19 protein-coding genes are annotated in these 19,776 nt (G+C 40.3%); 14 read left to right on the top strand and 5 right to left on the bottom strand.

Features of this window, described 5'->3' with window-relative positions; all coding sequences use genetic code 11:
- Positions 1-26 precede the first annotated feature (26 nt).
- Positions 27-902 (bottom strand): NAD(+) kinase, encoded by an 876-nt coding sequence (locus tag Q1A31_RS13505; RefSeq protein ID WP_299877557.1) that lies wholly within the window; start codon positions 900-902, stop codon positions 27-29.
- Between the two features lie 135 nt (positions 903-1,037).
- Here Q1A31_RS13505 and Q1A31_RS13500 point away from each other — a divergent pair, with 135 nt between their 5' ends.
- Entirely contained in the window at positions 1,038-1,958 is a 921-nt protein-coding gene (locus tag Q1A31_RS13500; protein WP_299877551.1) for a DMT family transporter, read from the top strand.
- Between the two features lie 72 nt (positions 1,959-2,030).
- Here the strand turns inward: Q1A31_RS13500 and Q1A31_RS13495 are convergent, their stop codons facing one another.
- Positions 2,031-3,224, bottom strand: a complete 1,194-nt coding sequence (locus Q1A31_RS13495) for a hypothetical protein (protein ID WP_299877548.1) — start codon at positions 3,222-3,224, stop codon at positions 2,031-2,033.
- A 21-nt stretch (positions 3,225-3,245) separates the two neighbouring features.
- Positions 3,246-4,454 carry a glycosyltransferase gene (locus Q1A31_RS13490; protein ID WP_299877545.1) on the bottom strand — a complete coding sequence of 403 codons (1,209 nt, stop codon included), beginning with the start codon at positions 4,452-4,454 and terminating at the stop codon, positions 3,246-3,248.
- Between the two features lie 200 nt (positions 4,455-4,654).
- Here Q1A31_RS13490 and hrcA point away from each other — a divergent pair, with 200 nt between their 5' ends.
- From hrcA to Q1A31_RS13440, 10 genes are all read left to right on the top strand, one after another.
- On the top strand, positions 4,655-5,698 hold the full coding sequence (hrcA, locus tag Q1A31_RS13485) for a heat-inducible transcriptional repressor HrcA (protein ID WP_299877542.1): 1,044 nt from the start codon (positions 4,655-4,657) through the stop codon (positions 5,696-5,698).
- A gap of 136 nt (positions 5,699-5,834) precedes the next feature.
- On the top strand, positions 5,835-6,431 hold the full coding sequence (grpE, locus tag Q1A31_RS13480; RefSeq protein WP_299877539.1) for a nucleotide exchange factor GrpE: 597 nt from the start codon (positions 5,835-5,837) through the stop codon (positions 6,429-6,431).
- 226 nt (positions 6,432-6,657) lie between these two features.
- Positions 6,658-8,574 carry a molecular chaperone DnaK gene (dnaK, locus tag Q1A31_RS13475; protein ID WP_299877536.1) on the top strand — a complete coding sequence of 639 codons (1,917 nt, stop codon included), beginning with the start codon at positions 6,658-6,660 and terminating at the stop codon, positions 8,572-8,574.
- Positions 8,575-8,776: 202 nt separating this feature from the next.
- Positions 8,777-9,937 carry a molecular chaperone DnaJ gene (gene dnaJ / locus Q1A31_RS13470; RefSeq protein ID WP_299877533.1) on the top strand — a complete coding sequence of 387 codons (1,161 nt, stop codon included), beginning with the start codon at positions 8,777-8,779 and terminating at the stop codon, positions 9,935-9,937.
- An 81-nt stretch (positions 9,938-10,018) separates the two neighbouring features.
- On the top strand, positions 10,019-10,819 hold the full coding sequence (gene dapB, locus Q1A31_RS13465; RefSeq protein WP_299877530.1) for a 4-hydroxy-tetrahydrodipicolinate reductase: 801 nt from the start codon (positions 10,019-10,021) through the stop codon (positions 10,817-10,819).
- A gap of 27 nt (positions 10,820-10,846) precedes the next feature.
- Entirely contained in the window at positions 10,847-11,419 is a 573-nt protein-coding gene (locus Q1A31_RS13460; RefSeq protein WP_299877527.1) for a CDP-alcohol phosphatidyltransferase family protein, read from the top strand.
- Between the two features lie 50 nt (positions 11,420-11,469).
- Complete coding sequence (locus Q1A31_RS13455; protein ID WP_299877524.1) at positions 11,470-12,579, top strand: AI-2E family transporter; 1,110 nt, start codon at positions 11,470-11,472, stop codon at positions 12,577-12,579.
- 24 nt (positions 12,580-12,603) lie between these two features.
- Complete coding sequence (hda, locus tag Q1A31_RS13450; protein WP_299877521.1) at positions 12,604-13,323, top strand: DnaA regulatory inactivator Hda; 720 nt, start codon at positions 12,604-12,606, stop codon at positions 13,321-13,323.
- A gap of 584 nt (positions 13,324-13,907) precedes the next feature.
- Positions 13,908-14,114: a cold-shock protein gene (locus Q1A31_RS13445; RefSeq protein ID WP_131907351.1), complete on the top strand. Its 207-nt coding sequence runs from the start codon at positions 13,908-13,910 to the stop codon at positions 14,112-14,114.
- 278 nt (positions 14,115-14,392) lie between these two features.
- Positions 14,393-15,136: a tellurite resistance TerB family protein gene (locus Q1A31_RS13440; protein ID WP_299877516.1), complete on the top strand. Its 744-nt coding sequence runs from the start codon at positions 14,393-14,395 to the stop codon at positions 15,134-15,136.
- 137 nt (positions 15,137-15,273) lie between these two features.
- On the opposite strand, the gene Q1A31_RS13435 is transcribed toward Q1A31_RS13440, so the two are convergent.
- Positions 15,274-15,738, bottom strand: a complete 465-nt coding sequence (locus Q1A31_RS13435) for a hypothetical protein (RefSeq protein ID WP_299877513.1) — start codon at positions 15,736-15,738, stop codon at positions 15,274-15,276.
- A gap of 139 nt (positions 15,739-15,877) precedes the next feature.
- Positions 15,878-16,462 carry a carboxymuconolactone decarboxylase family protein gene (locus Q1A31_RS13430; protein ID WP_299877510.1) on the bottom strand — a complete coding sequence of 195 codons (585 nt, stop codon included), beginning with the start codon at positions 16,460-16,462 and terminating at the stop codon, positions 15,878-15,880.
- Between the two features lie 266 nt (positions 16,463-16,728).
- On the opposite strand from Q1A31_RS13430, the gene Q1A31_RS13425 reads away from it, so the two are divergent.
- From Q1A31_RS13425 to Q1A31_RS13415, 3 genes are all read left to right on the top strand, one after another.
- Positions 16,729-17,064: a TraR/DksA family transcriptional regulator gene (locus Q1A31_RS13425; RefSeq protein WP_299877507.1), complete on the top strand. Its 336-nt coding sequence runs from the start codon at positions 16,729-16,731 to the stop codon at positions 17,062-17,064.
- 175 nt (positions 17,065-17,239) lie between these two features.
- Positions 17,240-18,631, top strand: coding sequence for a lyase family protein (locus Q1A31_RS13420; RefSeq protein ID WP_299877504.1), 1,392 nt, complete (start codon positions 17,240-17,242; stop codon positions 18,629-18,631).
- A 102-nt stretch (positions 18,632-18,733) separates the two neighbouring features.
- A complete protein-coding gene (locus Q1A31_RS13415; RefSeq protein ID WP_299877501.1) occupies positions 18,734-19,753 on the top strand; it encodes a polysaccharide lyase in 1,020 nt (339 codons plus the stop codon).
- Positions 19,754-19,776: the final 23 nt, after the last annotated feature.

Here is a 19,776-nt window from a genome sequence, read left to right as displayed (position 1 = left end):
AGTAGGGGGGTGGCTTTATTTTCTAACTAGTATTTGTCTGGTCTAACACTCCAACCTAATTTAGTCCTAAGGATATGATAATAGTCATAATTTTTAGGGTGCATTAATTGAAGTTGATGAGATTTGTGACGAATCACCACATTATCGCCGGCTTTTAATTCAATATTGGATTGGCCATCAAAAGATACGCGCGCATCAACGTCTCGGCTTTCCTCCATGCTGATATTGATCAGGCTGTCATTGCTTATCACAATGGGGCGATTACTCAATGTGTGCGGGCATATCGGGACTAGTACGACGGCGTTTAAACTCGGATGAAGAATTGGTCCACCACTTGATAATGAGTAGGCTGTCGAGCCTGTCGGTGTTGCTACCACGATTCCATCAGCGCGTTGGGTATTAACAAATTTATCATCGATATGCGTTGTGAATTCAATCATGCGGATGTCATTTCTCACATGAAGTACAACATCATTGAAGGCAATGCTGCCACCCAGACTTTTATCGCCTCTAAAGGCTTCTGCATACAGCAAAGAACGTGTTTCTAAGGTGTATTCGCCTTTCAGCATGTGGCTTAATTGTTTGGTGATTTCATTGGGGGAAATATCGACCAGAAAACCTAATCGTCCCAGATTAATGCCAATAACAGGTACATTTTTATCCGCAAGTAAACGTCCTGCTTTCAGTAAAGTGCCATCACCGCCAACCACGATAGCGAGATCAATACAGTCGCAAAATTTTTCAGTATCAATAGCATTAATGTTTAGGTATTGGGCCGCATTTTTTTCCGCGACAACCGTAAACTTTTCTTTAAGCAGAAAATCATGAAGTGTTGTAAGCGTCGCTTTTACGCGGTCATCACTGTCTTTGGAAAAAATACCAATCGTTGAGAAGTTTTTCATGCAGGTCTCTTTTTAAATCACTAAACTACGATACATTAAAAATGTCGCGTAAACATGTATCTTAAATATGCTGGCTTCAGTAGAAGTTGGCCTATATTAACGTAAAAGCGCAAAAGAAGAGAGAATAAGAGAGTAATGACACAGAATCGATCAGCCCTTACCGGTAATTTCTTGATGATAATTACCGCTGCTTTATGGGGCTTTGCCTTTGTTGCACAAAAAACCGGGATGGATCATCTCAGCCCGTATATGTTTAGTGCAATTCGATTTGTTCTAGGTGCTACCTGTTTGGTGTTTTTGCTTAGATGGTTTGGTGGTGCTCGTCTGGATCGACGTGGTTATATCATGGGAATAGCCATGGGTGTGGTTCTGACCTTTGGTGCCCTGATGCAACAGGTTGGCATTGTTGAAACAACGGCGGGTAAGGGGGGCTTTTTAACGGCTATTTATATTCTGTTAGTGCCTATTTTTCTATCTTTTTCAGGGCATAAGCTTGCCGTTCAGATATGGCCTGCCGCCATTTTAGCGATTGCTGGATTGTATCTATTATCGATAAAAGGGGGCGAGTTTAACTCGATTAATGTCGGTGATTACTGGGTGTTAGCCTCTGCTATTTTTTGGGCAGTACATATTATTCTGATTGAAAAAGCCGTGAAGTATTACGATCCACTACGTTTATCCATTGTGCAGTTTTATACCTGTGGTGTGTTGTCACTGTTTGCGGTCTTTCTGTTTGATGAGACGGTTTGGTCTGAAGTGCTTGTCGGTGTAAAAGGTGGGTGGTTAGAATTACTTTATGGCGGCGTAGCATCCGTAGCGGTTGCCTATACGCTTCAGGTATTTGCACAACGATCTGTACCTTCGCATCACGCGGCTTTGATTCTATCGCTAGAGGCTGTGTTTGCCGTTATTGGTGGAGTTTGGTTGCTTGATGAAGAACTCACCATGCGCATGGTAATGGGCTTTGGCTTAATCTTCGCGGGCATTATTCTTGCCCAGATTCCGTTGTCCGGAACTAAGGCGAAACTAAAAATTAGAGAAAATATTGCTGATTGAGGCGGGAAGTGCAGTGAATAGTCATTCTATTGACAAACATTCCAACGAAAAGCAGGGGTATTTTAGCTATTTTTATGAGCCTTTGTTTCGCATAACGGTATCTATAATGATTTCAAAAATACGCTTAAGGTTGCCACCAACAAAACGCTTTAAAGAATAGATGTCAAAACGCGCTATTTCCATGTCGGCAATAATCAGGTCATGATCTTGATTATAAGTGTGGATGCCTATTGCGCCTTGAGTCGGAGTAATTGTTTCTAGCGGTTCTTCAATGTACCTATTTTCAATCTGGATGACTTTGTTGAGTTGGACTTGATGTCCGTATCGTTTAGCGCAATCTTGAGACACTCGAATTAATTCGCCATTTTTCTGGATAAAATTCCCAGCCATTCTGGCTTTTGTTACATCAGTAATAACAGGTTCGTCATAGAGCTTTTGAAAAGGACTGTTTAATAAATCTGCCGATTTATAAATGGATAATTCATCGTTATAGTCAGCTGCAGTTTGTCCTTCTGAAGTAAACAAATACCAGGTATTGTTAATTTTTAAAGGCGTGCTATCAACTGCTCCAACATTCTCGATTAAGGTTTTTTTCTTTTTCCATTCATAGGGGAATGAAGTGCACTCAAATAAATCGACGCTATTATTCTCTTCACTTTCCGGGATCATGTAGTACGTGCCGTTTTCCAGGAATACGTTAGGAAAAGACAAATGATAGTCAAAGTCTAGAATGACTTTGTCATTGATTAAGCGATTGTTTTCAATATCGAGTTCGGCCGCGCAAAGGTAGCCGCGATAATCCTCAAACTTTAGCTCTTCATAAAACACGTAGTATTTATCGTCTTTGAAAACCACAAAAGGATCGGCTTGAAACAGCGTCGGATCAGGAATGATTTTGTGCCATTTGGTTTCATGAGCTTGCTTGTAAACGATTACCCATTGAGTTGGGATAAACGTTTCGAATAGGATTTTCTTCAAAAATAGCAGCTTATAAATCAACTTATCAGCTTTGGATAAGGGGCTGCGATCGTATTCGAGGTCAGATTCATTGATGCCAAGTCTTGAACAAATGCGCTCTATTTTCTCATGCGTCAATTGTAGCGAACGACTTAGTGATCTTCTGTCTGCCGCCAAACTCGCTTTACGAATCGTTTCGCCATCTTTGGTGAATACTAATTCGACACAGCCATCGCTTACCGATGCTTTGTGGATACCTTCGAGTAGTGAGTTACAACCTGTAACCGTAAGCGTATAATTTGCAAGCATCTAAAAGGGAGTAATGGCCAATTAAGACTCGGCAATCAGATCAGATTCTGAAGCATTATTGTTGTTATATAAATTCCGATAAAGATCTTCGTGCTGCTTCACTTGTTGTTCCAGTGTGAAATTGTCTAAGGTTCTCTGTCTAGCTGCTTGTCCCATTTGGGCATAGGTGTCAGGTGTCTCTTTTTTGATTTCTACCATTTTTTGCCACGCTTCAGCCATTGCTTCATCATCTCCAATAGGAGTAATCAGGCCAGTATCACCAATAATATAGTCATTATCACCCACTGCAGTCGCTACGCACGGTATGCCAGATACCATCGCTTCACCTAATGTAAGTGGGAAGGCTTCGCCGAAAGAGGTAAGCGTTGCAAGGTCAAATGCATTCACTACATCAGGAATATCTTCGCGATTTCCTAGCATGTGTACTTTGCCTTCAAGCCCAAGCTCTTTTCGTAAGTTGACTAATTCTTCGTTATTTTCATCGACATTGGTGCCTACCAGCATAAAATGAACATGCGGCTGAGTCTTTGCCAGCATAGCTGCAGAATGCATAAAGCCGATATGATTTTTCTGGCGATGGAAACGCGCTATTTTGCCAATCACGAAAGCATCATCAGGAATCATAAGGCTATGACGAACTTTAAGTCCGGCAGGGCGATTAGGAAAACATTTGCTGGTGTCGACGCCATTCGGAATAACAATTGATTTTTCGTTATTAAAGCCCCAGGCAACGTGTTGTTCTTTATTCAGGTTTGAAACATACATCATACACGCAGGTAATTTTGAGATGAGCCCCCAGGTACGCAGTTGTAAACGTTTGCGAATTGGCTCTTTGTCGTAATGCTCTAAAGGCTCATGAACAGTCCAGATAACCGGTGGTTTTTTCGGCAGAAATTTGTTGAATAGTGTGCCAACAACGCCGCCTTCATACATGGTTCCATGAATCACGTCTGGATTGAATTCTTTTAGGATTGAATACGCTTTGCGTACATTTAATGGGTTCTTTTTGAGCTGTAATGAATGAACAGGCAAACCAAGTTCACGAATTCTATCCGCAAGATAGGTTTCGTTATGTAAGGAAATGACGATCATTTCAAACTTACTTTTATCGATATCAGTCAATAAACGTAGCAGCTGAACTTCTGCGCCACCCGTTTCTAGACCTGTAGATATATGAGCTACTTTAATCACTTTGGTTACCTTGTTTTTTGCCTTATTGTTATCATTCATTTAGTTTTTTGATTTTCTCATAAGGGTTTTATTTATCAATATTGAATAAGATGAAAGGACTGGAACTCAGATTCAAGTGTACAATTTTTATCCAGCTGTTTGGTTGGATTAATAAAAAAAGCCGTATAAGTAGGGGGGTGACTAAATTAAACGGTTCATTTAGGGTTGAAAACTTATAAAAAAACATCATCATTAAGCTTATGTCAAAAGATGCCTGTGATCTAAACGATCGTGCCAAACACTTATTAAAAGTCTTAATCGAAGGCTATATTTCTGATGGTCAGCCGATCAGCTCGACTTTGTTAGCAAAACGTAGCGGTTTGGACTTAAGTCCGGCTACTATCAGAAACGTCATGGCGTCTCTGGAAGATGCAGGCTATATCCATGCACCACATACTTCTGCGGGCCGAGTACCGACTTCACAAGGTTATCGTTTATTCGTTGATTCCTTATTGAATGTTACACCTTTGGCTGAGCAAGAATGTCAGACCCTGGAAATTCAATTAGATAATCGATCTTCAGCCAATTTAATTCAGTCGGCCTCAACCATGTTATCCGGGCTCACCCAATTGACAGGTATCGTGATGGCGCCGCAAATGGAAGCGCGTGCGATTCGTAAAATAGAATTTCTCAAACTTTCAGAAACTCAAATACTGGTTGTGTTGGTGATGTCGAATAACGATATCGAGAACCGCATGATTACGATGGATCGAGAAATATCCAGTTCTGATTTACAGCAAAGCAGTAATTATCTAAATGAAGTTTTAGTGGGTAAAGACCTGGCTCAGGCGCGTGCGGCTCTATTAAATGAAATGAAGCAAGTGCGAGCGGATATGAATGCAATGATGTTATCTGCCATTGATCTGGGCGAGCAAGCGGTCTCTGGTATGACAGAAGTTACTCAGGATGATTATGTCGTAGCAGGTCAAACCAATCTAATGGATTATGATGATTTGTCAGATGTCACAAAACTACGTCAGCTATTCAATGCCTTCAACGAGAAAAGAGATATTCTGAATATGCTGGATCGTTGTATGACGGCAGATGGTGTTCAAATATTCATTGGTCGAGAGTCAGGTCACGAAGTATTTGGTGATTGCAGTGTCGTTACTGCACCTTATCAAATTGATGATACTCACATTGGTGTTTTGGGTGTTATTGGTCCTAAACGGATGCATTATGATCGCGTGATTCCAGTGGTTGATATCACTGCTAAACTTCTTTCGGCTGCGCTGAATAAATAAAATTATTCGAGAAAGGCAAAAAACAATAAAATTTCCTTGAATTATTACTTAGAATCCCCACTTTTTATCGCACATTAAGTGAATTAAAGCTTTATTAAAATTTATTAAACACAAACAAATATTAGGTCGATAGCTCATGAGCGAATCTGAAAATAATAGTAACCAAGATAATATGGAAAATAACGTCGAGAACAATGTTGATAACATCGTAGAAAACGATGTTAATCAGCAAGAAGAAGCATCTGCCGAGATGCCCAATGGCGCTGAAGAAGTCACCATAGAATCTTTACAACAGAAGCTGGAAGAAGCAGAAGCCAAAGCCAATGATAACTGGGATAAGGCACTGCGAATTCAAGCTGAGATGGACAATTTACGTAAGCGTTGTGAAAAGCAGGTTGAAGATGCGCATAAATATTCGGTAAAGAAATTTGTGGAAGAAATTTTACCCGTAGCTGACAGCCTGGAAATGGGGTATGCGGTAGAAGGTGAAGTTGAACAGATTCGCGAAGGTATTGGCTTAACCATGAATGTCCTAAAAGCGGCAATGGAAAAGTTTAATGTTATTGCTGTTGATCCATTGGGTGAAAAATTTAATCCTGATCTGCATCAGGCAATGGCAATGCAGCCGAGCGAAGAATATGAGAATGATCATGTCAGTGCGGTTATGCAAAAAGGCTATACCTTAAATGGTCGTCTGGTTCGCCCTGCAATGGTAATGGTTGCTAAAAACTAAATAGTTATTTTGACTGCCTTATTCAGTAACACGAAAAGTGTATCTGACTAGGTAACAAATAAAGAAATAAAATAAATGTGGATTTTTTATTGATTTTAACCTTGATAAATAAACAAATAACCACACATTTATTACAACATTTTTTGATATTAACGTAACTCTAGATTGACACAATATTCAGTCCAAAGTTATTGACAGTAATAAACACATTTAAGAGAGAATTAACATGGGAAAAATAATCGGAATTGACTTAGGAACCACAAACTCCTGTGTCGCAGTAATGGAAGGTGACAAGCCTAAAGTTATCGAGAACGCTGAAGGCGATCGCACAACGCCTTCGATCGTTGCATTTGCAAACGACGAAGTATTAGTAGGTCAGCCAGCTAAGCGTCAATCAGTAACGAACCCTGAAAACACGCTTTATGCAATCAAGCGTTTAATCGGTCGTACTTTTGAAGAAGAAGCGGTACAAAAAGATATTAAGCTTGTGCCATACAAAATCATGAAAGCTGATAACGGCGATGCATGGGTAGAAGCGAATGGTAAGAAGATGTCACCTCCTGAGGTGTCAGCACGTATCCTTCAAAAACTTAAGAAAGATGCTGAAGCTTACTTAGGTGAGTCAGTAACAGAAGCAGTTATTACTGTTCCTGCATACTTCAATGACTCACAGCGTCAAGCAACTAAAGATGCGGGTAAAATCGCTGGTTTAGATGTTAAGCGTATTATCAACGAGCCAACTGCCGCAGCACTTGCTTACGGTATGGATAAAATGGCGAAAGGCGATAGCACGATTGCTGTTTACGACCTGGGTGGTGGAACGTTTGACGTATCAATCATCGAAATTGCAGAGATCGACGGCGAGTACCAGTTCGAAGTACTAGCAACCAATGGTGATACATTCCTTGGTGGTGAAGACTTTGATATGCGTCTTATCGACTATCTTGCAGACGAGTTTAAGAAAGACAATAGTGTTGATCTACATAGCGATCCATTAGCGCTACAACGTTTAAAAGAAGCTGCAGAAAAAGCGAAAATTGAGCTTTCATCTGCAACTCAGACTGATGTGAATCTTCCTTACATCACCGCTGATGCTTCTGGACCTAAGCACTTAAACGTTAAACTTACTCGTGCGAAGTTAGAGTCACTGGTTGAAGATTTAGTTAAGCGTACTATCGAGCCTTGTAAAGTTGCACTGAAAGATGCTGGTCTAAAAGGATCTGAAATCAACGACGTAATCTTGGTTGGTGGTCAAACACGTATGCCAATGGTTCAGCAAGCAGTAACGGACTTCTTTGGTAAAGAGCCACGTAAAGACGTTAATCCTGATGAAGCAGTAGCAGTTGGTGCAGCGATTCAAGGTGGTGTATTAGGTGGTGATGTTAAAGATGTATTACTTCTTGACGTAACACCTTTATCACTAGGTATTGAAACAATGGGCGGGGTAATGACCAAGCTTATTGAGAAGAACACAACTATTCCTACAAAGGCACAGCAAGTGTTCTCAACTGCAGATGATAATCAGAATGCAGTAACAGTACATGTACTTCAAGGTGAACGCGAAATGGCAACGGGTAACAAGTCACTAGGTCGTTTCGACTTAACTGACATCCCACCTGCACCACGCGGACAGCCACAAATTGAAGTTACTTTAGACATCGATGCAAACGGTATCTTGAACGTATCGGCAAAAGATAAAGCGACTGGCAAAGAGCAATCTATCCAGATCAAAGCTTCATCTGGCTTGAGTGACGAAGAAGTTGATGCAATGGTTAAAGATGCTGAAGCACACGCTGAAGAAGATAAGAAAGCGCGTGAGTTAATTGATGCACGTAATCAGGCTGATGGTCTTGTACACGCAACTGAGAAGTCTTTAGCAGAATACGGTGATAAGGTTGATGAAGCAGAGAAGACTAAAGTCACTGCATTAGTTGAAGAACTTAAAGAAGCACTTAAAGGTGATGACAAAGACTTGATTGAGAAGAAATCTCAAGAGTTGATGGAAGCATCAGGTGCTCTAGCTCAAGCTGCAGCAGGCGGCGAAGCAGGTGCAGCACCAGAAGGTGAGCAAGCTTCTGCAGAAGATGACGATGTTGTTGATGCTGAGTTTGAAGAAGTTGATGCAGAAGACGAAAAGAAGTAAAACGCAAAAAATGCCTCTTAATACTTTAATTTAAGAGGTGGGTAGACACATAAGGTGCATAGGTTTTTAACCTTTGCGCCTTATTTTGTTTTAGCGTTCTACTGGTTTTACAAACTCGGTTTAAACGGTTCTGTTTTAAGTGGTTCTAGTTTAAGCGCAGCACATTTATTGTTTATATAGTTTAAAGAAAAAAGGTTTCATCATGTCCAAACAATGTTATTACGAAATTTTGAGTGTTTCAAAAAGTTGTAGCGAAGCAGATCTGAAAAAAGCATATCGCCGCATGGCTATGAAATTTCATCCTGATAGAAACCCTGATAATCATGAAGCAGAAATAAAATTTAAAGAAATCAAAGAGGCATATGAAATCCTCTCTGATTCACAAAAACGCGCAGCTTATGACCAATTTGGTCATGCTGGTGTTGATGGCTCACAAGGCGGCGGTTTCGGTGGTGGCGGTTCTGGCTTTGGTGGATTTGGTGATATCTTTGAAGATATCTTCGGTGGATCACGTGGTGGCGGAGGCGGCGGAACTGCTGCTTATCGAGGTAGTGATTTACAATACAATCTAGAACTTACCTTAGAAGAAGCAGTCTTCGGAACAAGCGTAGACATTCGCGTACCAAGCAAACAAACGTGTGAGACTTGTGACGGTAGTGGTGCGAAAGAAGGCAGTCATCCAGAAACTTGTGGTACCTGTCATGGACAAGGCCAGGTCAGAATTCAGCAAGGCTTTTTCTCGGTACAACAAACCTGTCCTCATTGTCATGGTGCGGGAACCGTTATTTCAGATCCATGTGATGATTGTCATGGAGAAGGTCGTGTAGAGCAGAAGAAAACACTCGAAGTTAAAATTCCGGAAGGCGTTGATACGGGCGATCGTATTCGCTTAAGTGGCGAAGGTGAAGCTGGCATAAATGGCGGTCCATCAGGCGATCTTTATGTTCAAATGCACCTTAAAGAGCATGAGATTTTTACCCGTGATGGAAATGATTTGCACTGTGTGATGCCGATTCCATTTACACAAGCTGCTTTAGGTGGAAATATAAACGTACCAACGTTAAGGGGTGAAGTCAGTTTAAAAATTCCTGCTGAAACACAAACAGCTAAAGTTTTCCGCTTGCGTGGCAAAGGCGTTAAGTCTGTGCGCAGTAGTATGACAGGTGATTTGTTATGTCGTATCGACGTAGAAACTCCGATCAACCTAACCTCAAAACAAAAGAAGTTACTTGAGCAGTTTCAGGCTGCACTTGAAAAAGGTGGCGAGAAGCACAGTCCGCAACAGCATGGTTGGGGTACTAAGGCAAAATCATTCTTTGATGAAGTGAAAGGCTGGTTTGAAAACGAAGCAGATACCAAATAAACCCCTTAAAGTACGGGGGTGATTTAATGAGTAAAACTCAGTAATAAGCAAAGTAAAAAGCTAAGTAAAAAGAGACATATCATGGTGAATATAGCAGTAGTTGGCGCAGCGGGCCGTATGGGCAAGATACTTATTGAAGCTTGCGTTGAATCTGACGATGCGCAACTATCTGTAGCGACTGAGCATCCAGAGAGTTCTCTCATTGGAGCAGATGCTGGTGAAGTAGCTGGTGTTGGTAAGAATGGTGTGATTATCGCTGCAAGTCTTGATGAGGCTAACAACGACTTTGATGTACTGATCGATTTCACTCGCCCAGAGCCAACGCTTAACCATCTTGATTGGTGTGTGAAAAACAATAAATCTATCGTCATCGGTACTACTGGTTTTTCTGATGAAGAAAAAGCAAAAATCGATGCCGCTGGAGAAAAAATATCAATCGTATTCGCTGCAAATTTCAGTGTGGGCGTAACGCTCAGCCTTAAATTACTAGAAATTGCTGCGAAAACCTTAGGTGATAGTGTCGATATTGAAATCATCGAAGCACATCATCGGCATAAAGTTGATGCACCTTCGGGTACTGCTCTAAAGATGGGTGAGGTTATCGCAGATACGCTAGATCGTGATCTTACCGAGCATGGTGTTTACTGTCGTGAAGGGGTGACTGGCGAAAGAAATCGTAAAGATATTGGCTTCCAAACCATTCGCGCGGGCGATATTGTTGGCGAGCATACTGTAATGTTTGCAGATATCGGAGAGCGCATCGAAATTACGCACAAAGCATCAAGCAGAATGACCTTTGCTAAAGGTGCTGTTCGTTCTGCTTCATGGGTCACCAGCAAGCCTGCGAAAGTTTATGATATGCAAGACGTGTTAGAATTATAGGCAGTTAATTAACAGGTTGAAATTATATTGCATCATATTCCAAATATAATCAGTGCTTTACGAATTTTATTAGTGCTGCCAATTGCTCATCAGTTATTACATGCTGAGTGGAAAAATGCTTTAATTTTAATTTTTGTAGCAGGAATTTCAGACGCAATAGATGGATTTCTTGCGCGAAACTATAAATGGCAAAGTAAGCTCGGTGGATTTCTAGATCCATTAGCGGATAAATTATTGCTAACCGTTGTATTCGTTACCCTCGCTTATAAAGATATTATCCCAAACTGGTTGGCGATTTTAGTCATCTCTCGTGATTTGATTATATTGCTTGGGGCGATAGTTTATCACTGGGTGACACGAGAGTTACGTATGACGCCGATTTTGATAAGCAAGATCAATACCACCATGCAGATAACGTTTGTGCTGGCCTTGATGTATCATTTGGCTATTAACCCAATGACCGAGCCAGTACTGAATATTCTTAAATATGGTGTGGCGATAACAACACTGCTCAGCGGAATTATGTATGTGATTCATTGGAGTCGATATACAATTAAATATCTCTCCAAAAAACAACACAATAAAAACGGAGCAATCTGACAATTGTTAGTAGATAATTTTATTAAAAGGGTTAAGAGTAGGGCTAATAAATGATGACTCAAAGTTCGCGCTGGTTTTGGCTAACCATCGGCATAATCAGCGCAGGTTTATTGTATTTTTTAGCGCCTATTTTATTGCCTTTTGTTGCGGGTGCTTTGTTAGCATATCTGGGTGATCCATTAGTAGATCGTTTAGAAAAATTTAATATTTCCCGGACGTTATCGGTTGTTGTTGTATTTTTCATTGCTTTTTTGATTGTATTGCCGATTTTACTGTTTCTAATTCCCCTTTTGGAATCACAGATTCGATTACTCATTACTAAAGCGCCCAGTTATATCGACTGGTTGATGGTGAATTTAGAACCTACTCTGCAAGAAACCTTTGGTGTCAATATTCCCGCTTTGGAAGTAGAGCAATTAAAATCGACTTTCACCGATTATTTCTCGCATGCCGGAAGTTTCTTTAAGAGCCTGTTGCGCACGGTCACCCATTCGGGTTTTGTGGTTATTGGCTGGGCAGCTAATCTATTTTTAATTCCAGTCATTAGCTTCTATCTACTAAGAGATTGGGATCGCCTTGTTGCTTATATTCACGATTTATTACCTCGCGATGTAGAGCCAACAATCAGCCTTCTGGCTAAAGAGTCAGATGAAGTTCTGGGCGCATTTTTACGCGGTCAGATGATGGTGATGCTGGCGCTCGGTACTATCTATTCAATAGGTCTGAAGCTGGTTGGTTTAGAGTTTTCATTATTGATTGGCATGCTCGCCGGTCTGTTAAGTTTTATTCCGTATATGGGATTAATCGTAGGTATTGTTGTTGCTGGCGCTGCGGTGCTATTGCAAACACACGATCCGATGAATTTACTCTGGGTAGGCGCTGTATTTGTTGCTGCACAGATGGTCGAAGGTACTGTGCTTACGCCTTTATTGGTGGGTGATCGTATCGGTTTACATCCCGTAGCTGTTATCTTTGCAGTGTTAGCAGGAGGCCAGTTATTTGGGTTCTTTGGAATTTTGTTGGCGTTACCGGTATTTGCTGTAATTGCCGTGGTGATGCGTCATTTGAATAAATCCTACAAAGGTAGCCATTTGTATGGCTCGCCCCCGGATAGTTTAATAGCGGCCGATGACGATGATGCCTCTAGTAAAGCGTCTTAAATTAGTTAATCACTGAATAGAATCGTGTCAAACCAGCAGCTTACACTTAATGTACAAATCCGCGATGGCTACCGTTTTGCCTCATATTATGTCGATGAGGCAGGCGAGAATCATGAGCTAGATAATCATGAGCTAATAGGCGCGTTGAAATTATTTACGCAATCAACAGAAGCTCAGCAAAATATCCTCTGGGGAGAATCTAAATCAGGTAAGTCACATTTGTTGCAGGCTTGTTGTGCTGAAGTCGCAAACGATAAATATCCCGTTTCATACATTCCTTTAAAAAAACTTAAAACCTATGGCACCCAGATATTGTCGGGTATTACAAGTCATTCAAATTTTATTGCGATTGACGATGTCGATGAAATTGTAGGGGATAAGGAATGGGAGACAGCGCTGTTTAATTTGATTAATAGTACGCGCCAGCGTGGTCAGCGCTTGATTATGAGCTCTCAGGAAAATCCCAGACACTTGAAATGTGTGTTGCCCGATTTGGCTTCGCGTTTAATTTGGGGCGGGAGTTACCAGGTCCATGCGCTGAGTGACGAAGATAAGCCCAAAGCCCTTCAGGCCAGAGCAGAGCAACGCGGTTTTGAATTGAGTGATCGTGTGCTGGAATATTTGTTTCGTCGTTATCCGCGTGATATTGAATCCCTGATGGATATTTTAAACACACTTGATGAGCAAAGTCTGATTCAAAAAACGGTCATAACCGTACCTTTTATAAAGCAGGTGCTAGACTAAATTTTTGTTTTAGTAGCTGTTACAAGGTTTGATGCATCTATTGTTTATCTCGTAATTTAATTCTTTCTCGATATCAAGTGTAACGACTGAATTAGTTATTTTTTATCTGTTTTTGATTAACTATTGATTGCAATTAAAAGAGGATCTAGGTAGTTTTTATTATATTCATCTCCAAAATTATAAATAATTTATCTATTTATTTTATCAAAAAGAGTAAGTGTATAGCTGTTAGAAAGGGGTGTCAGTCGTTAAGCAAAATTATTGAATAATCAGAGTTTTATGATGTTTATGCTATTAATTTTCAAAAGCGTAAGATAAAAACTAATAACAAACATTATATTAAAGTTTTATGAACTTTTTCGTGTTCTGTTTGACTAATGGTGTGTGTACTATATAATTAGTCACAGCTTGAAAGTAAGTTACAATATTTATGCAACACCATCTCGAAGTTCCATCTGTTTAGATCCTCGTCCTGATATTCATAAAGTCATAGCAACACCACTTCAGCAAAACCCGCCTGAGTATTTCCATGCTGGAAACGCTTAAAAGGCACATTTAAAAACTTTGAATAATAGGAAAATATTATGTCTACTACTACTGGAACTGTTAAATGGTTCAACGAATCTAAAGGCTTTGGTTTTATCGAGCAAGAGTCTGGCCCAGACGTTTTCGCACACTTCTCTGCGATTCAGGGTGACGGCTTCAAGACTCTTCAAGAAGGTCAAAAAGTTGAGTTCACAGTTACTGAAGGCCAAAAAGGTCCTCAAGCTGAGAACATCACTGCTCTTTAATTTGTTACTTTTGTAACTACTAATTAAATTGTAGTTCTTACCTCGCAAGAGGTGAGATCAAAAAAAAGCGAGTCCTTTAGGTCTCGCTTTTTTTATGTCTGCAATAAATATAAAAGTAGCTCGCGGAGCATTAATTCAATTTACTTCTTTAAACGAAAAAAATGTAATACTAATCCAAAGGTGAGGGGGGTCATTAATTGAATACACTTTGCCTAATTACTTGAAAAAACACCATTTAGCCCCTATTAATTAGAGTGATACTAACAAGGAGCAACAACATGGATACCAAATCATTCCTCGATGAATTACTCAAAACAGGCAAAGACCTTGCGAGTAAAGGTCAAACCATAGCAGAAGAAAAATTACAATTACCTGAAGCAGGCGAAGAGCGTGATGCCAAATTAGATGGTATGAAAAAAGGTGCAATGGCCGCAGGCGTTCTTGCATTGCTTTTAGGTACTGGAGCAGGGCGCAGAGTAACAGGTTCAGCACTAAAAATTGGCAGTCTCGCAGCAATTGGTGGCATTGGTTACAAAGCCTATCAAAACTGGATGTCAGAAAGAAATGCCACCGCTCAGGAATATGAAGACATTGCCAAAGAAGCGGCGGGTCAAGGTAATAGTGAGGGACGTTTAATTAATTTTGACAAACTCGAGCCAGAACAAGCGAATGATCGTAGTCAAACCTTACTAAGAGCGATGGTTGCTGCAGCTAAAGCAGACGGCCATGTGAATAGCAAAGAAGAAACGGCAATCAAAGAGCAGATAGTAAAACTAGAGCTTGGTGATGAAGTAGAAGGTATTCTGCAGGCAGAAATTGCGAGACCACTCGATGTAAAAGAAATAGCGGCAATGGCGAAAAGTCAGGCAATGGCGTCAGAAATTTACTTAGTCTCGGCAGTAGTAACGGATCGAGAGAACTCTATGGAGCGCGATTATTTAGATTCATTAGCAAAAGAAATGGGATTGCCAGATGATTTGGTGGCTCAATTGCAAAAAGTGAAAGAAGAAGAATTAGCTTAAGCGAATATTTGTTTTAAAAATATGCTTATAAGTACGGGGGTGTCATTTTAATGACACCCCTTTTAATATGAATAGATGTGGTTATTGCGTTTGTTCGATTTTTTTAGAGAATAATTATCAAATGATAATACAAGTGCTTATAAATGCTGCACCTGCGCATAACTTTCATTTTTAACTAGCTTAACTTTGTCGCCAGTTTTGAAGGTTTGTGTCTCACTTTCAAGCTGAGTCACAACAACGTTTTCTCCATTATCCAGTAACAGGGAAATTTCTAATCCCGGTTTTCTACTTAAATCTTTATCCGCACTACTACCCGCTGCACTTCCAATCATGCTGCCGATAATTGATCCGGCAATACTTGCAGAGCCAAGAATAGAACCAGCAATTGAGCCAGTAGTTCGAAGCACGCTGCTATTAGCGCTAGGATCAGCAACTGACACTTTTTTAACTTCAGAGATGGTCGCTTTTTGTACCTGAATCACCGGTTGTTTTTTTATAGTGTTAGGTCGGCTGCTGGTAGCTGGTGCCGTTGAACAAGCAGTTAAAAGTGTGCTTAGCGCAATAGCTACAGTTAGCGTTGTTGTAAACTTAAGTTTTTTCATAATGGTCCTCTTTTTCTCAGATGTTATTGAGTAAGGAGAGTTTTTTGTCGTTTTGGTTCATGCCAGTGATACTTTCGTAGCTTTTTGTTTCATCCCTTATTTAGGGGTAACTACTTCACAGTTATGAGATTTATTTAGTCTAAGAAAAAATTCTACCCAGCTTTTCGGCCACACGATTCTTTGATGCCGCCGCTTTCATGAAAATCACAATTGATTCCAATTCTCCAATAGCAGGGAGCACTTCAATATCCTGATCGATAAGAATCTGCTTAATATCGTTGCCACAAAAATCAATTAAAAACTCATCGTCACGTGCTATGCCAATCGCTAAACCAATCAAATAAGGTGTAGCATTATCGCCACTAGTAACCGCAATTTTATGGGCGAAACGTTTCCATGCATTAATCCAGTGCTCTTTCTCTGACTGGCTAATGGCTCTGGTATCGATACGTAAAAACAAAATAATTCTGCTGATGTTCTGTTGGAGCGTTTCAGGCTCCATCTTGCCAAGCTTATGAGCTGCTTTTAAGTGGTGCGAAACACAATGATCGCATTGGTAGTATTGTGCCAATGCTAGTGCGACACATTCTTTTTGACGTAAATCCAGATAGGTATCCCACTTTTCTTCACCGTCAGTGCCATTGAAAACCATCATATGCATTAGATTCATTAAGTCAGATATGTGGCGTGGGAAGATACGATCTTGAAATAGGGTGATGCTCATTTTGTTTCCTCTTAGAATAATTGTGTGAGAATTTCTCGTGTGGAAATAATGTTACCCTATTTGAAATTTAATGAAAGAAAAACCTATCCTAGTCAATATTAATAATGAGCGTGTTTTAATTAATTGATTATTCTCTAAAGTGATTAAAACCAAATAATTTAAACTCAATCACTATTAAACTAACAAAAATTTTAAATCCGAATTAAATTCGGTATAAGAAATTAATATGTTATTAATAGCTACCAAACAACAAAACGGCTACTGTAATGACTCAAACCCAACTGAACAATTTCAAGCAAAGATTACTTAAACTGCAGAAAGGTCTGCATGAGTTAGAAGAGGAATTTGCTCAATCTGGTGATACTGTCATTCTTGATCAAAACAGTGTGGGCAGGCTTTCGCGGATAGATGCAATGCAAAGTCAGCAAATGTCGTTGGAAGCTTCTCGCCGAAGGGAAATGCTGGCAGATAGCATTGAAGGCGGTTTACGCCGCATTGAATCGGGAACATTTGGGTTTTGTTTTTATTGTGAAGAAGCCATCGATATAAAACGCCTAGATGCAGACCCTACCTATACGCGTTGCATAAAATGCACCGATTAGTTATAGGTTTCGGATGACGATAAAAGCATAAGGTCAGCAACTTCTATTTCAGCGTTTATTCTTAACTTTAATCAAGGTCCTGACTCTCAACTAATCCCTAATTCAACACTCATGCTAAAGTAGTAACATTAATAAAGATAAACGTTGTTAAAAATATCAAAAGAGTATTTTCAGCATGAAACAGAATAAAACCAGAACTGTTACCGATAGCATGGGCGATATAGAAATACCTGTCGATGCACTCTATGGGGCTCAAACACAACGCGCAATTCTGAATTTTCCACTTAGTGGGATACCCATGCCCAAGGAATTTATTCAAGCACTTGGTTTGATTAAATGTGCGTGCGCTCATGCCAATCATAAACTCGGATTACTGGATAATAAAATTGCTGAAGGTATCGAAAAAGCAGCCTTAGAAATTGCTGCTGGCGAATACAGTGATCAATTTCCCATTGATGTATTTCAGACTGGCTCCGGTACCAGTACTAATATGAATGCTAATGAAGTGATTGCCAATCTCGCTAGTCGCTATTCGGGTGAGACAGTTCACCCGAATGATCACGTCAACAAAAGCCAGAGTTCCAACGATGTGATTCCCACCTGTATTCACTTAAGTATTTCTTTATCGGTTTATAATAAGCTTTTACCTGCGCTTGAAATATTGATACAAAGCATCGATTCAGTCGCAGCAACACAAGGCAAATTGATTAAAACTGGGCGTACCCATTTGATGGATGCTATGCCGATAACTGTTGCTCAAGAACTCAGCGCGTGGACATCACAAATAAACGCGCACAAACAACGCATAACCAATATCGCTGAAGAAATGCAAAGCAATCTCGCCATAGGTGGAACTGCCGTAGGTACCGGCATCAACGCACATCCTGATTTCGGCAAATTGGTTGCTGAATATCTTACATCGCAAACAACACATCAATTTCAGCAAACGTCGAATACATTTCGCGGTTTAAACTCACAAGATACCGCTGTAAGTCTTAGCGGAGAATTCAAATCACTCGCCACCAGCCTGATGAAAATCAGCAATGATCTGCGCTGGATGAATAGCGGCCCATATGCAGGATTAGGCGAGATCCAATTAGCTGCCATTCAACCGGGCAGTAGCATCATGCCGGGAAAAGTAAACCCAGTGATACCCGAAGCGGTCTGTATGATTGCTGCCCAAGTCATTGGCAACGATGCTGCGCTAACCATCGCAGGACAATCCGGTAATTTTCAATTGAATGTGATGTTGCCACTGGTTGCCCACAATCTTCAACAAAGTGTTGATATTCTCGCATCTGGTTCAAAAGCGCTTGCTCAAACCAGCATTGCCAATATGCAGTATAAGCAAGAAAAGTTAGCGCAAACACTGGCGCAAAATCCTATCCTGATTACCGCTTTAAATTCCGTTATCGGTTACGAAAAAGGCGCTGCAATTGTCAAACGAACCAATGCCGAGCAACGACCATTGATAGAGGTTGCGCTAGAAATGACGGATTTAGACAGAGAAACCTTAGAACGCTTACTCGATCCAGCTCAGCTGACTAAGCCAACAGAATCAAAATAAATAAAAAGCCTCATCAAGTATTTATATCTAACAGTATTTATTAGAATAAATAGGATAAACTGCAACAAAAACTCGCTGTTTAATTATTCAAAGTGAAGCTATATGTTCCCAAGATTTTTATTATTTTTTCTATCATTATCCGCCACCCATTCACTCTTCGCTTCTCCCGATTTTTGTAGAGAACAAGAAAGCCCAAAACCCATCTTCTGTCAAGATTTCGAACAGCGCGAAACGGGTTTATACACTTCAGAAGACCTTATCGAAGACTGGCCTAATCTACAAAGCTTAAGCACCAAAGTTAATTTTTTAAATTTCGGAGTAAGCCAGCACCGTGTGAATGTCGTTGATAGGAAAGTTGGCGAACACGATAGCCACATGTTAAAAATTAAATACCCTGAAAACCTCTTCGGTTCAGCGCTTTCTGGTGCAACCTGGGTGATGAAATTTCCTAAAAAATACGAACAGCTCTCGCTCGAATATAAAGTCATGTTTAAAGAAGGTTTTTTATATGATCGAGAAGGACTCTTCGGCGGCAAACTCCCCGGTTTAATGGGTGGAGAAACCATCAGTGGCGGCGCAAAGGCAAACGGAAAAAACGGTTGGACATCTCGTATCATGTGGGGGCAATTAGGTCGCGGACTTGGTTATCTTTACTATCCGGATATGCGCAATGACAAATACAATCAAGATGCTTGCCCACGTTATGGTTTAGATCACGAATTATGCGTTATTAAACGTAATAAGTACTTCACCTTCGATGATGACAGCAGTAAAAAATGTTTATCCGAATGGGCAGCAGATGAATACGAATTCCGATTTAAAACAGAGCGTATCTATAAAATAAAACAATTCATTAAGATGAATACGATTCCGGAAAAAAACACAGATAGTGTTGCTATCGGAGATTATATTGCAGAAGGTAATCGTGACGGACAACTAAAAATCTGGCTCGATGACAAGCTCGTTGTCGATTGCACTAATATACGTTTTCGTGATGTACCTGAATTAGCTATAGATTCCATACTCTTCAGTACTTTTTTTGGTGGTAATACGCCTGAAAGCTCAGCGCATCCGCATGATGAATATATTTACTTTGATGATTTTGTCGTGAGGGAAAATTAGTAATAACAGTTATTATTTGTGTT

The organism is uncultured Cocleimonas sp. (assembly GCF_947495625.1).
In the GTDB taxonomy this organism is placed as follows: domain Bacteria; phylum Pseudomonadota; class Gammaproteobacteria; order Thiotrichales; family Thiotrichaceae; genus Cocleimonas.
This window is presented reverse-complemented; position numbering and strand designations above follow the sequence as displayed.